Source organism: Roseburia sp. AM51-8 (assembly GCF_003478275.1).
In the GTDB taxonomy this organism is placed as follows: domain Bacteria; phylum Bacillota; class Clostridia; order Lachnospirales; family Lachnospiraceae; genus Pararoseburia; species Pararoseburia lenta.
This window is the reverse complement of sequence record NZ_QUEY01000002.1, coordinates 96,771-109,061: the sequence shown is the minus strand read 5'-3', so window position 1 is coordinate 109,061 and position 12,291 is coordinate 96,771. Positions and strand designations below refer to the sequence as shown.

Genomic DNA, 12,291 nt, shown 5'->3' with positions numbered 1-12,291 from the left:
CGTTTTAGGTGGAAATATCCAGAAGCAATCCCCGGATCTCATCGACTTTTCCAAGAATGGCAAGATGGTCTTTTTCTTCCTTGACCAGTTCTCCAGCCAGATCATCCAGATTTTTATCCACTAATTTTACCAAACCATAGACGCGGTGACGTCCCCGGCGATCCAAAAAGTTCTCTCTGGAAAACTTGTGGGAACGATTGACGACTTCATTCATGAAATCCTTGACCAGACCGCGGTATTTTTTCATATCCCGGATATCCATGTGCTCCGAGATCTTCTTTCCCTGCTCCGTGATCTCATCCATCAGCCCCGACAGTTTTTCCTTTAATTCCGCATCATCGATGGCACTCGCCAAGGTGAACTTAAATCCGTCATCCGTAGGCTTTGTCTGATTCACTTCCTGTGTCTGCGTCACGCCCGACACATCATTTACCTTTAAATCCATAGGCTAGCCTTCCTCACTCATCATGACTTCGCGCATAAAGCATACGATGTCCTCTTCCGTGCACTCCAAGTCCTCGTTATAGAAAATCCTGTGGATGCCTGCCTCCTGCAATTTCTCCTTGGAAAAATCTGCGGCATCTGCCAAAAATCGTCGGCACATTTCCTCATACTTTGGATGCTTCTGGCACCGCTCACGATCCAGTGCTCTTTGCAGGCGCACGCCGTCCTCTACTTCTATATATATCGGAAGAACCGCATCCTGACTAAAGTAATCCCGCAACTTGACAAAGGACTCGATCGTTCCGATCACCAGATAGTCATATCTGCTCAGATCAATGTTGCCATCGTCAACGGTAAAATAGTCCCAGATGCCATGACAGGTATTATAACTGCGGATCTCCACGACCTTGCCGGATGCCAGCAGCCTGTCTTTTTCCTCATGTGTGCAAAAATGGTATTCGATCCCATCCACTTCACCTGCGCGGATGGGTCTGGTCGTATAAGACACGATCTGGCGCAGGGCAAGATCATGCCGTCCCAAAATGCGCTGATATAAGGTATCTTTTCCTGTTGAACTTTTTCCTATGATACAAAAAATCTTTCCCATGTTCCTTACTCTGCCTGTCTATAGAATGCGCTTACCATCTAGTATAATATAGTCCACCTCAAATGACAACGAAAAGCCCATGATCCACAAGCCCGGTAATGGTCAGCCCCTGCTTTTGGGCTAGATTAAGAGGTCGATCCACTCCTGATCGATCCGCTCACCCGGTACGATCAATGGTACACCCGGCGGATAGATGGCGACCGATGACGCTGCGATCCTGCCCTCTGCCTGATCAAGAGCACAGCGTTCTTTCGCTTTTTCCATTGCCTCATGATATTCCATGACCTTTTGCCCGCGCCCGTATAAGACCTGCCCCGTCCGGCAGGGATCGTCTGTATCTCTTGCACTGGCTTCCCGATCGATCTCTTTTAGTGCCTCAAAAAGACGGACAAATCCTTCTTCACTATCCATGACACTTGTCATGGCAAGTCCATAGGAAAAAGAAGACATTTCCAGAACCAGATGATATTTTTGCAAGAGGATCTCTTCCAGCGCATGCCCGGAAAGCCAGGTCTTTGATACGTCGATCACGATCTTGCCCGGATCCTGCCCCGGGAAAGAAGAGACACGGATCTTTTCCAGACTTTGACACTTTTTATAAAAGTCCTGCAAACGAGAGGCATATACCCCAAATGCCGCTTTTTCTTCTTCCAGAAAGCGGATGCACTGACATATGGAAGCCATCAGGACGTAAGACGGCGAACTGGTCTCAAATACATCCAGATAGGTCTCGATCTGCCTTTCCGAAACAAGTGAATTTTCATTGACGTGAAGCACCGCCGTCTGGGTCAGCGCAGGCAGGGTCTTGTGCAGGCTCATGATGACAAGGTCTGCCCCGCTTTCCAGCGGAGACTTTGGGAAATAGGGATCAAAGCCCAGATGCGCGCCGTGTGCCGCATCCACAATGACCGGGATCCCCCTTGCATGTGCCAGTGCCACGATCTCATCCAGAGGTTCGATCATCCCTTCATAGGTCGGCGATGTCACCACGATGGCTCCGATATCCGGGTTGACTTGCAAAGCCTGCTCATATTCTGCGATCGACGTTCCCTCGATCATGCCGATCTGCCCTACCTTGGGATAGGTATAGACGATCCGGCACTGCCGCAGCCAAGCAGCATGATAAATACTTTTGTGGCTGCCCCGTCCCATGAGGATGCATCCCTTTTGCGGCAGAGCGGAAAAGACTGCTGTCAGGTTGCCACAAGTCGATCCTCCGACCAGAAGATAGGACTTTTTTGCATGATAAAGCCCTGCCATACGTTCCATGGCTTCTAAGATAAGCCCCTGTGGATCATGCAGATTGTCAAATCCTGGGATCTCCGTAATATCAATGGCATATGGGTCTTCCAGCCCGGTCTGCTGTCTCTTATGTCCCGGCATATGAAACGGATAAAAGTCCGAATCTGCCAGTTCTCTTAATTTATGATCTAACATTTTTCTTTTCTTTTTCCCTCTATCATCTTATAATAGTATCTACATGAAAAAACGCGGATGGCTTTTCGCGTGTTTGTTGGAGGTTACAATGAGTCAGGCTTTGGTCATTTTATGTGGTGGTGACAGTTCCCGCATGGGAACCGATAAGGCACTGCTGCCATTCGGTGATGAATGCTTATTAGAATATATGGTGCACAAGTTTGCGCCCCACTTTGACCGCATCTACCTGTCTGTCAACCAGCGTGGTGACTACGGACATCTGGATCTGGATGTCACGGAGATACCTGACATCTATCTCAATGCCGGTCCCATAGGGGCGATCTTGAGCAGCCTTACCATGATCGTTGAAAACCGTGCTTTTTTTGTAACCATTGATACACCTTTTATCCAGCCGTCACTCTGCAAGCACCTGCTTGCGGCATCCGAAAACTACGATGCCTGTTCGCTGGCTCTGCGCGATCACTATGTCGACACCATCGCCTGCGTGTATTCCAAGGCGTGTATTCCTGCCTTTGGCAAGTCCATCCTTTTGAACAACCGCACCAACAGCCAGATCCAAGCCAAGTGCTATATCAACTATGTGCCGGTTTCGGATGTTGCGCTCTGCTCGACCATGCCTTTTGAAGACCAATTTTATCGTCTGAGCGACCGCGATTCCTATTACTATGCCCTTTTCCACCAGTTACAGGACATCAGCAGCATCCGCCATTAGTCCAAAAATCTGCCCAGTTGCGGCATCCAATCGCCAAAAAAGATCTGATCTTCCATCAGTTTTTCCCAGATAGGCTCTAAGAACCTACAGATTAGCCCGTGCACTTCCTGCCAGGCTGGCTCTTTTTTCTTCACCTTACGCAAAAGGCTTTTCCATTTCTTTTCCATATAAGTGTATGTACCGTATCCGCTCAGACTTTCCCATACCAAGGCACTGCATTTTACATGGTCTTTGCGGCACAAGGCCCCTAAACTTTCCTGTACCTTGCGTCCCTCCAAAGGGTATTTGCTCAGGATCTCGTATAGTTTTTGGTAGTGCTCCATGTCCTGCAACAATTCCAACTGCTTTACGATGGGCAGCAGATGCTCCGCCGCGATCTGCTCTACCGGGTATGCGTATATACCGATCGTCTTGTTATTCTCCAAAAAAAGCCGCAGATTTTCTTCCTTTGGAAAAATATGCTCTCCGCCAAAAGGCAGAAGACTGACGCGAAAAGGCACATACATGCCGCAGACTTCCATGGAAAAGTTCATCTGAAATCCCTGACCTTCTTTTTCCTCGGAAACCAGTTCTACGCCAAATCCTTCTTTTTCATATGCCTGCAATAAATCTTGTCGGATCCGCTCTTTGATCTCCTTGAAGCTTTGCCACCGGTATAATAGTAGCGGACCTTCTCTGAGACCGATTTCTTATAAACATCCAGCCCCAGCCTGTCACTGTCCTCCAGCCAGAAGTCTTTGGCATCCGCCAATTCTGCCAAGATGCGCACCGTTGTCTCCAGGACATAGGCACTTAAAATATGGGAAAAAGGAATATCCAGTTCCTGACTCTTTGTCTTGATCCATGCTTCGTTTATCATGCTATGCTCCTACAACCAGATTCCAATCATGTTTTGCACTTTCTTTAAGACCTTGCGCTCCTTGGCATACTCCATCAGCGCCGCAACGTCCTTATCCTCATCACCGATATAGGTAAGGATGGCTTTCTTGAAATCGTTTCGATCCATTTTATCCTGATACTTGAGGCAGTCGCAGACCAGACGGTCTTTGGTATAGATCTGCATGGGCTCGCCTGCCAGTTTTATGGTCGTCACGCCCATACCCAGCACCTTTGGTTCCGTGTAATATGGCTGCAGATTCGGGTAATCCATCTTAAAGCGGGACTTGGAAACATTCTTGCTGACAGCAATGTGCCATGCATAAGGACGCTGTTCCAGATAACCGTGATAAAAAAGAGCGGATTCCATGGTAAGCACTCCATCCGAGAACATGCGCGCCACCATACTTTCTTCCGATCCGTCAAAATACTTGGTCGTATAATAACCGCTTTTGACCCGCTTGAGATAACCTTCCTTCAGAAATTGCAAAATGCGTCGGTAGTCAATCCCCATGGCGAGAATATCCGCTGTCTTTGCCATGCCTTGATTTTTTTGCACCAGGGCATCGATCTGCTCCAGATCATAGGCTTTCTTTTCTTCGCGGCTCAGATTTGTTAATTCCATTTTCCCCACTCCTTGATCTTACATTAGGTAGTTTCATACATTCCTTGCCTTTATTATAAGAATATGTATATTTGATGTCAATTCTATATACCTGTCCTTTCTTCCTCTTTTTTGTCTTGCATTTCCATGATTTTTGTCGTATATTGATAAAAGACAAATATTTTTGTCTTTTGATAATACAAAAGACAGTAAGGAGATACATTATGCCGGAAATGGAAAGAAGACTTCGCAAGAACCCATCCCGTAAAGAATGTGAGGATATCATCCGCCGCATCCTTATGACCGAGATGCTGGAAAAAGGAAAGAACGAACATTTTAAGACTGCCACCGATTTCATGAAATACTTTGAATCACTCTACCCAGCCAGCGACAGTCTAACCAAGCAGGTACAGCGTGCCATCAAGTCCCTTGATATGCCAAAGGATCCAAACGGCTACTTCATCATCAATAAGACTGCCGAACAGTTGGATCAGGATCAGGAACTTTCCTTCATGCTGCAAAAAAGCAAGGCACATGTGACTTCCCTGGAGGACTATGAGACACTCTTTCTAGCAACAGATCCTAACTACAAGTCCTACCTCTTACAGTTGATCCGGGAATCCAAGACCTGTCACGGCAAATATATCACGATCTTAGATACAACAGACGGGCTTTTATTCTATACGAAAAATGCATCCCAACTCCGTATCCTCTTGGAAAGCCTCATGCAACATTCCTGATATTGTCTGACAATAAATATCATATACTCTAAATATCCGACATTATATGGTACAGATACAAATGTCTGCAAATAGCAAAACGACAATATACAAATTGTATATTGTCGTTTTTTATATCTTAACCATATATTATAGTCTAATTCAGATTATCTTGTCCTTTTTGACCGTTTTGTATTTCTATGGATAGGCTTGCCGGAAGTCCGGTTAGGCTGTCGCCTTGTAGCCGTGCTTCTGCTTGACGCTGCACGGCTTGCTGCCGCTTTTCGTTTGCGCCTCTTATTACGGCTGATCTGACGATAACGGCTTCTCTTCTTTCGGTCTTCGTTCTTTCTGTGATGGCTCAAAAGGATCTGTCCTGACATGACATTCCATACATAAACTGCCAATAAAAAGATCAGGATAATGCCGATCACCAGAAGAATGGTCTTAAAATCAATGCGGAAATACTTTACTTTGGATCCGCCTTTATCTGCGGAAATATTGTGGAAAGGATAGGTTGCCTTTGTGTTCTTCTCATAAATAACATTGGCTCCTCCCACCTGCTTTCCGGCATAGGTATAGGAGATCTTTGCAACGGCTCCCTTATCGGCATTTTTATCTGTCGGTGTGACCGTCGCCTGCGCATCGGTAAAAGATGCTGTATTTGGAAGAACAACCACGCCGTCCTCATCAACACGGATCAGATCGATCTTATCACTGAGTGATCCCAGTGCCGCCTGATCGCTCATATCCGAAAGGTTGACATTGTCCGCTACCGAATATAAGGAAAAGTTCTGAAAACAGTATTCAAACAGATTTTCCGTATCATTATAATGCGCCGGATTATTGCTGTCTAAGATCACACAAAGGAGGGTCATACCATTTTTCTGTGCATAGGTAACGAGGGTATTTCCCGCTTCATCCGTATAACCGGTCTTACCGCCTAGCGCATATTCATACAGGTTACTGCTTCCCCTGTGATTACTGATCATACCATGGGTATTGTTACAATCATATGCCTCTTTTTTGTTGTCTGCCGGGATCGTGTATGCCCTGGTAGAACTGATCTTGCGAAATTCCGGATACTGGTAAGCCGCACGCGCGATCAAAGCCATGTCTCTCGCCGTCACATAATGATCCGGGTTGGGAAGTCCGTTCGGATTGGCAAAATGTGTACCGGTACAGCCCAATTCCTTTGCCTTGGCATTCATCATTTTCACGAACTTGTCCATACTGCCGCCGCCCACATGCTCGCCGATCGCCCAGGCACATTCGTTGGCAGACTCTAACATCATACCGTAAAGACAGTTCTCCAGCGTCATTTCTTCCCCGACTTCTCTGGCAATATGAGAGGTATCTCCCTCATTGCCATAGACTGCTTCCTCTGAAAAAGTGACTATCTCGTCCAGCTCACAATTTTCCAGTGCCAAAAGTGCGGTCATGACTTGGTGATACTCGCCGGATAATGGGAGGTATCCGCATTCTTTTCATAGAGGACAGTTCCTGTCTCCATCTCTACGACGATCGCAGCTCCCGATGTCACGCTGACATTGTCCGGCCAATACTCCGCTGCCTGTGTATTTATGGCACTGCCAAGCGACGATACTGCCGTGATCGCTCCCGCAAGACATAATGCTATCCACTTCTTTATTCTATTCATTTGCTTCTCTTTTCTATCTCTTTTCTTTTATACTGCCCATATCTGTGCTTCTTTTTGCACATACAGTAATAGTATAATCGCATCGTTTTTCATCTGCAACAGATTTCTACCACGAAAGTCCTATTTTATGATATAATCGTTTTGCTAAATTTTAAAATAATTTGAGATGGAGATCCTATATGAGATTAAGAAATATTCCGGGCGCAGACGAAGTGATCGCCAGCAGCCCTTATTGTGTGCAGGATGCCGCTTCCCTTGCAGGAAACTGGCAATCTATTTTTTCGCAGAAACAGCCACTCCATATCGAGATCGGTATGGGAAAGGGTCAGTTTATCATGGACATGGCAAAGGCACACCCAGACATCAACTATCTTGGCATTGAGAAATACACCAGCGTCCTTTTACGCGCGGTGCAAAAGATGGAAGCCGAGGAAAGCCCGATCGACTCCTTACGGTTTCTCTGCTTTAACGCAGAGGACATTGCGGAGATCTTTGCTCCGGGAGAAGTTGACCGAATCTATCTGAATTTCAGTGATCCCTGGCCAAAGGACCGGCATGCCAAGCGCCGCCTGACATCTTCTGCCTTTTTAGACCGCTATGACAAGATCCTGAAAAAGGGCGGTCACATCGAGTTTAAGACCGACAACCGCGACCTTTTCGACTTTTCTGTAGAAGAGATCGAAAATTCCAGCATCTGGCAGATCGATGCAAAGACCTATGATCTGCATCAGGATGCGTCCATGAACGCCGGTAACATCATGACTGAGTACGAGGAAAAGTTCTCCTCCAAGGGCAACCCGATCTGCAAACTGATCGCCAGCCGCATAGACGACTAAGATAAATATTTATCAATATTTTCCTCGACCAGATCCTGCCCGATCACGATCACGACATCCTGTCCTGCCCCGATCGGTGCAAAACGGATCTGGTCTTTTGTCGCGTTGAGTTCGACCCACTTCTTATCCTGATCCAAAAAGAATCCCTTGATCCGAAAGACCCTGCCGCAGGATACATCTGCAAATACCTGCTTTACCAGAACTTCCAGCCGATCACGATCAAAGGCTTTATTCATATAATATAAAGAGGAAAACTCGCCGCTGTCATCCACAAAGCGTTTCTCATAACTCTCGATACGATATCCACAATTAGCGATCTTCTCAAAATCTTTATCCACAAATTGCAAAACGCTCTTTCGGATAACTTCCTCTGAAAATCTGCGTTTGCACTGAATGCCCTCCATGGCTGCATTCAGATGTGCAATGGTCTCATCCATCTGTACCGGATCCGCCTCATCTGCATGGGAAAGCAGGATACAGCCTGCATTTGCCGCTTCACTTGCCAAGAGGTAATCGGCTGTCTCCGACAGGTCTTTTTCCAGTTTTGCATCCACGATCGTGATCACATTGCCGATCTCATACCACTGGTCTAAAGGATCCTCACGCAGGGCATCAAAAAATTCATCCACATCATAAATCCCGGACGGCTCTACGATCACCCGGTCATAACCGCACATACCCATGGCGATCAGTTTGGTGCGAAAGCGCCTGCGGTGACAGTCTGCGTCACATCCTCCGGCGATCATTTCCAACTCACACTTTTCCCCTTCCAGATCCTGCAAAAGCATCATATCGACATTGATGGCACCATAGTCATTTTCCAAAATACCGATATTTAAGCCCTGACGCATAAGGTATCTGGCATATTCTTTGATAAAGGTTGTTTTCCCGGATCCCAGAAATCCGGTGATGAGATCGATTTTTACCATAACTTCTCCTTTTTCTGCTTGCTGCGATGATACTTAAAGAGCACATAAATAACCATGAGCACGGCACCCAGCACAAAGGATGTCGGATAGGTCAGATACACGCCCATCACACCGTCGATACGCGATGTCATGGTCCAGATCCAGATCACACGGAAAAGACAGAGCGAGATCAGGATGATCGCCATCGGTCCCATGGTATCTCCGGTTCCACGCAAAGCCCCTGCTAAGGAGTGAATCACGCCCAAAACACTGTAAAATGGGGCAAGTGCCCAGATGCACATAACACCGGATGTAATGACTTCCGGCTCCTTGGAAAAGGCGGAAATAATCTGGGTATCAAAGCCTAACATAATGGCTGTCATCATCAGTGTATAGCATAAATTGATGACAAAGATCATGGCTGCACCCTGGAAAGCCCGCTTGCGCTTGCCTGCACCGATATTTTGTCCGACAAAAGTCGTCGCAGCCATGGAAAAACTGAGGATCGGCAGGATATTGAAGCCGTCTACCTTCATATAGGCGGAAAATCCTGCAACAACATTGGTTCCGTAAGCATTGACACCTGTCTGGATCAAAATGTTGGAAAAACTGATGACTGCATTCTGGATGGCAGCCGGAAGTCCGATACGGACAACGCGCATCGCCCAATATTTATCCAGGCTGATGTCACGGAATACTACGCGATAAGGCGCATCCACTTTTGCCAGATAGCGGAATGCCAGAATACTGCTGACGCCCTGACTGATGACCGTCGCGATCGCAGCCCCTTCCACGCCCATACCAAATCCGCAGATCAGCAGAAAATCCAGAGCAATATTGACAAGGGATGAAACCACAAGATACTGAAGCGATCTTGTGGAATTTCCGACAGCATTTAGGATGGCTGCCAACATATTATAAAAGGTCATGAAGATCATGCCGCCAAAATAAATGCGCAGATACAGAACCGCCTCCGGCATCATATCTTCCGGTGTTCCCATGGCTCGCAATAACTGCGGACAAAAGGCAACGCCAACCACTGTCGATACCAGTCCCAATACCACGGCAATCCCCAACATATTGTGGATCACATGGTGGAGTTCATCGTAACTTTTGGCACCATAGAACTGGGAGATCAAAATACCGCCTCCGGCGGATGCCCCCAGACAAAAGGCGATCAGAAAATAGGTCAACTGCCCGCTGGCGCCGACCGCCGCAAGTGCTGTCGCTCCTACATAATTACCAACCACGAAAGAATCGACCGTGCTATACAACTGCTGCATGAAATTTCCCAATATCAAGGGGATCGCATATATGATAATGGATTTAATAATTTTACCTTCTGTCATGATTTCCTACTCTAATTCTGTATATTCCAGTCCGATCTGCTTACGGACCCGGTCTAAAATGTGCATTACATCGGATGTCGCCTGCAGCGGCACCATCTTACTTTCCAGCCTGCCTGCCCGGATATCCTCTGCCACGGCGTCAAATTCATCCAGATAAGAATTGATGCGCGGTCCCGGACCCTTAAACACTTCTTTTTGAAAGATGTTCTTTTTATAAATAACTTGATTGGTCGCATGATAAAAAGACGCTTGAATCTTACCCTTTTCTCCGCTGATGGTCATCTTTTCCAGCCCCTTCATATCCACGATAGACGCGGAGATCCTGGCAGTCAGTCCATTTTCAAAGGTCAGCATCACATCCTCGCCATAATCGATACCATTCTCGATCGTACCGCTGCTCTCGATTTTTACCGGATAGCCCCACAAACGATACGCATAGGTGATCGGATAGATCGTGATGTCCAAAAGGGCACCGCCGGCACGCTTTGGATCCGACACACGTGGTGCATATTTGACAGACTTCATATGATAAGTGAAGTTGGCATCCGTCACCTTTCCCAGTTTGTCCTCCATCAACCATAATTTGACCTGATTGGCAGCCGGAGAGAACCAGGTCCACATGGCTTCTGCCAGATAGACTTTCTTTTCCCTTGCAAGTGCGATCAGACTGTCGGTCTCCTCCGCTGTGACCGTAAACGCCTTTTCACACAATACCGGCTTGCCCAGTTCCAGAGCCTCTTTGACATAACGGAAATGCGCATTGTGGGGTGTCACGACATAGACGCCCTCCACACCATCTGCTAAAATGGCTTCCTCGGCGCTCCCATATGCCTTGCAATGGAACTCCTCCGCAAAAGCCTTGGCATTATCCATATTTCTGGTATAGCAGGAGACGATCTCATGTCTGCCACTGGCAAGCAACTGCCCTGCCACCTGATGTCCCAATTTCCCCGTTCCGATAAAACACCATCTAAACTTTTCCATGAAAAACCTCCTGTATTATAAAATGATAAAGAAAAAAGTGCTGTTTCTATCAGCACCCCATCAACTATAAGATCCCCTCATAAAATACGAAAAGCAGGATACGGGAGTCGAACCCGCCTATCCAGCTTGGGAAGCTGGCGCCCTACCGATAGACTAATCCTGCCTGTGTTACCAATCTTGGTACAAATAACATTATAGCACGCTGCAAAAATTAAGAAAAGCATGGGAAGGATCTTTTTTTGAAATTTCCTGCCAAAGCACACAAGCATAATTTATGCATAAAATAAGAGAAAGCCCGGAGACTTTCCCTTATATGAAATGCTGTTTTTATATTCCTTACTTCTATCGGTCTTTTCACTGCCTTAAGATCTGTAAATGCCTGCGAAAATCCTTTCGCTGTCTCAGCAAAGACTTAAAACACCTGATCTAGTGTGCAAGACTATTTTTGTCCGTAGTAGGCGTTTGCTCCATGTTTGCGATAGTAGTGCTTATCCTGCAATTCTACCGGTGCCGGAGCAACCTTTGGATTGATCATCTCACAATTTGCCGCCATTTTTGCAACTTCTTCCAAAACGACTGCATTGTGTACTGCCTCATGTGCATCCTTGCCCCAGGTAAATGGTCCGTGGTTCTTGCAAAGAACCGCAGGCGTTGCGATATAGTCGATGCCCTGTCTCTCAAACTCATCAGCGATCAGGATTCCTGTGTTGAGTTCGTAAGCCTCATCGATCTCCTCCTTAGTCAAGTTGCGGACACATGGAACGTCTTTGTAAATATAGTCTGCATGGGTCGTACCGTAGCAAGGGATATTTCTTCCTGCCTGCGCCCAAGATGTCGCCCAGGTAGAGTGGGTATGCACGATACCGCCAATATCCGGGAAACGGTTGTAAAGTACCATGTGGGTCGCCGTATCGGAAGAAGGGTTGTACTTGCCCTCGACCTTATTGCCCTGCAAATCCACAACGACCATATCTTCCGGTGTCAGTTTGTCATAATCTACACCGCTCGGCTTGATTACAAAAAGTCCTGCCTCCCTGTCGATACCACTGACATTGCCCCAGGTAAATGTCACCAACTGATATTTTGGCAAAAGCATATTTGCCTCATAAACTTCTCTTTTTAATTGCTCTAACATAAGATCCTCACCTCATTTTG

The 12,291-nt window shown here is 46.8% G+C and carries 13 protein-coding genes, 1 tRNA gene and 1 pseudogene; 3 read left to right on the top strand and 12 right to left on the bottom strand.

Annotated features, from left to right (window positions below; translation table 11 throughout):
- Positions 1-4 precede the first annotated feature (4 nt).
- The 3 genes from DW996_RS04140 to DW996_RS04130 all read right to left on the bottom strand — a co-directional run bounded on the left by DW996_RS04140 (position 5) and on the right by DW996_RS04130 (position 2,488).
- Positions 5-445, bottom strand: coding sequence for a YaaR family protein (locus tag DW996_RS04140; protein ID WP_118280606.1), 441 nt, complete (start codon positions 443-445; stop codon positions 5-7).
- A gap of 3 nt (positions 446-448) precedes the next feature.
- Positions 449-1,051, bottom strand: a complete 603-nt coding sequence (locus tag DW996_RS04135; RefSeq protein ID WP_118280607.1) for a guanylate kinase — start codon at positions 1,049-1,051, stop codon at positions 449-451.
- A gap of 120 nt (positions 1,052-1,171) precedes the next feature.
- On the bottom strand, positions 1,172-2,488 hold the full coding sequence (locus DW996_RS04130; protein ID WP_118534953.1) for an aminotransferase class I/II-fold pyridoxal phosphate-dependent enzyme: 1,317 nt from the start codon (positions 2,486-2,488) through the stop codon (positions 1,172-1,174).
- Between the two features lie 88 nt (positions 2,489-2,576).
- On the opposite strand from DW996_RS04130, the gene mobA reads away from it, so the two are divergent.
- Positions 2,577-3,200, top strand: coding sequence for a molybdenum cofactor guanylyltransferase (gene mobA / locus DW996_RS04125; protein WP_118534952.1), 624 nt, complete (start codon positions 2,577-2,579; stop codon positions 3,198-3,200).
- Here the strand turns inward: mobA and DW996_RS04120 are convergent.
- From DW996_RS04120 to DW996_RS04110, 3 genes are read right to left on the bottom strand one after another with little or no spacing between them, the layout of a single operon-like run.
- Complete coding sequence (locus tag DW996_RS04120; protein ID WP_147403521.1) at positions 3,197-3,805, bottom strand: hypothetical protein; 609 nt, start codon at positions 3,803-3,805, stop codon at positions 3,197-3,199. The two genes, mobA and DW996_RS04120, sit on opposite strands and share 4 nt — an antisense overlap.
- The gene (locus tag DW996_RS04115; protein ID WP_118534950.1) at positions 3,772-4,059 is read right to left on the bottom strand and encodes a hypothetical protein; all 288 of its coding nucleotides are present in this window, start codon (positions 4,057-4,059) and stop codon (positions 3,772-3,774) included. The genes DW996_RS04120 and DW996_RS04115 overlap by 34 nt, the downstream gene beginning before the upstream one ends.
- A 9-nt stretch (positions 4,060-4,068) precedes the next feature.
- The gene (locus DW996_RS04110; protein ID WP_118534949.1) at positions 4,069-4,701 is read right to left on the bottom strand and encodes a type IV toxin-antitoxin system AbiEi family antitoxin domain-containing protein; all 633 of its coding nucleotides are present in this window, start codon (positions 4,699-4,701) and stop codon (positions 4,069-4,071) included.
- 203 nt (positions 4,702-4,904) lie between these two features.
- Between DW996_RS04110 and DW996_RS04105 the strand changes: the two genes are divergently transcribed.
- Positions 4,905-5,420: a hypothetical protein gene (locus tag DW996_RS04105; RefSeq protein ID WP_118280612.1), complete on the top strand. Its 516-nt coding sequence runs from the start codon at positions 4,905-4,907 to the stop codon at positions 5,418-5,420.
- 146 nt (positions 5,421-5,566) lie between these two features.
- Here DW996_RS04105 and DW996_RS04100 read toward each other — a convergent pair.
- Positions 5,567-6,912, bottom strand: a pseudogene (locus DW996_RS04100) (D-alanyl-D-alanine carboxypeptidase family protein).
- A gap of 326 nt (positions 6,913-7,238) precedes the next feature.
- Between DW996_RS04100 and trmB the strand changes: the two are divergent.
- A complete protein-coding gene (gene trmB, locus DW996_RS04090; RefSeq protein ID WP_118534946.1) occupies positions 7,239-7,895 on the top strand; it encodes a tRNA (guanosine(46)-N7)-methyltransferase TrmB in 657 nt (218 codons plus the stop codon).
- Here trmB and DW996_RS04085 read toward each other — a convergent pair.
- From DW996_RS04085 to DW996_RS04065, 5 genes are all read right to left on the bottom strand, one after another.
- Positions 7,892-8,824, bottom strand: a complete 933-nt coding sequence (locus DW996_RS04085) for a GTP-binding protein (RefSeq protein WP_118534945.1) — start codon at positions 8,822-8,824, stop codon at positions 7,892-7,894. The genes trmB and DW996_RS04085 overlap by 4 nt on opposite strands.
- A complete protein-coding gene (locus tag DW996_RS04080) occupies positions 8,818-10,152 on the bottom strand; it encodes an MATE family efflux transporter (protein ID WP_118534944.1) in 1,335 nt (444 codons plus the stop codon). Before DW996_RS04080 ends, DW996_RS04085 begins: the two co-directional genes overlap by 7 nt.
- Before the next feature lie 6 nt (positions 10,153-10,158).
- On the bottom strand, positions 10,159-11,136 hold the full coding sequence (locus DW996_RS04075; protein ID WP_118534943.1) for a Gfo/Idh/MocA family protein: 978 nt from the start codon (positions 11,134-11,136) through the stop codon (positions 10,159-10,161).
- A gap of 92 nt (positions 11,137-11,228) precedes the next feature.
- A tRNA-Gly gene (locus DW996_RS04070) sits at positions 11,229-11,299 on the bottom strand.
- Positions 11,300-11,575: 276 nt separating this feature from the next.
- Positions 11,576-12,271 carry an L-ribulose-5-phosphate 4-epimerase gene (locus tag DW996_RS04065; RefSeq protein ID WP_118280618.1) on the bottom strand — a complete coding sequence of 232 codons (696 nt, stop codon included), beginning with the start codon at positions 12,269-12,271 and terminating at the stop codon, positions 11,576-11,578.
- Between the last annotated feature and the right edge of the window lie 20 nt (positions 12,272-12,291).

Excerpts from the sequence above, each read along its gene's own strand:
- DW996_RS04140 (WP_118280606.1), bottom strand. The coding sequence starts at position 445 with ATGGATTTAAAGGTAAATGATGTGTCGGGCGTGACGCAGACACAGGAA.
- DW996_RS04135 (WP_118280607.1), bottom strand. The coding sequence starts at position 1,051 with ATGGGAAAGATTTTTTGTATCATAGGAAAAAGTTCAACAGGAAAAGAT.
- DW996_RS04130 (WP_118534953.1), bottom strand. The coding sequence starts at position 2,488 with ATGTTAGATCATAAATTAAGAGAACTGGCAGATTCGGACTTTTATCCG.
- mobA (WP_118534952.1), top strand. The coding sequence starts at position 2,577 with ATGAGTCAGGCTTTGGTCATTTTATGTGGTGGTGACAGTTCCCGCATG.
- DW996_RS04115 (WP_118534950.1), bottom strand. The coding sequence starts at position 4,059 with ATGATAAACGAAGCATGGATCAAGACAAAGAGTCAGGAACTGGATATT.
- DW996_RS04110 (WP_118534949.1), bottom strand. The coding sequence starts at position 4,701 with ATGGAATTAACAAATCTGAGCCGCGAAGAAAAGAAAGCCTATGATCTG.
- DW996_RS04105 (WP_118280612.1), top strand. The coding sequence starts at position 4,905 with ATGCCGGAAATGGAAAGAAGACTTCGCAAGAACCCATCCCGTAAAGAA.
- trmB (WP_118534946.1), top strand. The coding sequence starts at position 7,239 with ATGAGATTAAGAAATATTCCGGGCGCAGACGAAGTGATCGCCAGCAGC.
- DW996_RS04085 (WP_118534945.1), bottom strand. The coding sequence starts at position 8,824 with ATGGTAAAAATCGATCTCATCACCGGATTTCTGGGATCCGGGAAAACA.
- DW996_RS04080 (WP_118534944.1), bottom strand. The coding sequence starts at position 10,152 with ATGACAGAAGGTAAAATTATTAAATCCATTATCATATATGCGATCCCC.
- DW996_RS04075 (WP_118534943.1), bottom strand. The coding sequence starts at position 11,136 with ATGGAAAAGTTTAGATGGTGTTTTATCGGAACGGGGAAATTGGGACAT.
- DW996_RS04065 (WP_118280618.1), bottom strand. The coding sequence starts at position 12,271 with ATGTTAGAGCAATTAAAAAGAGAAGTTTATGAGGCAAATATGCTTTTG.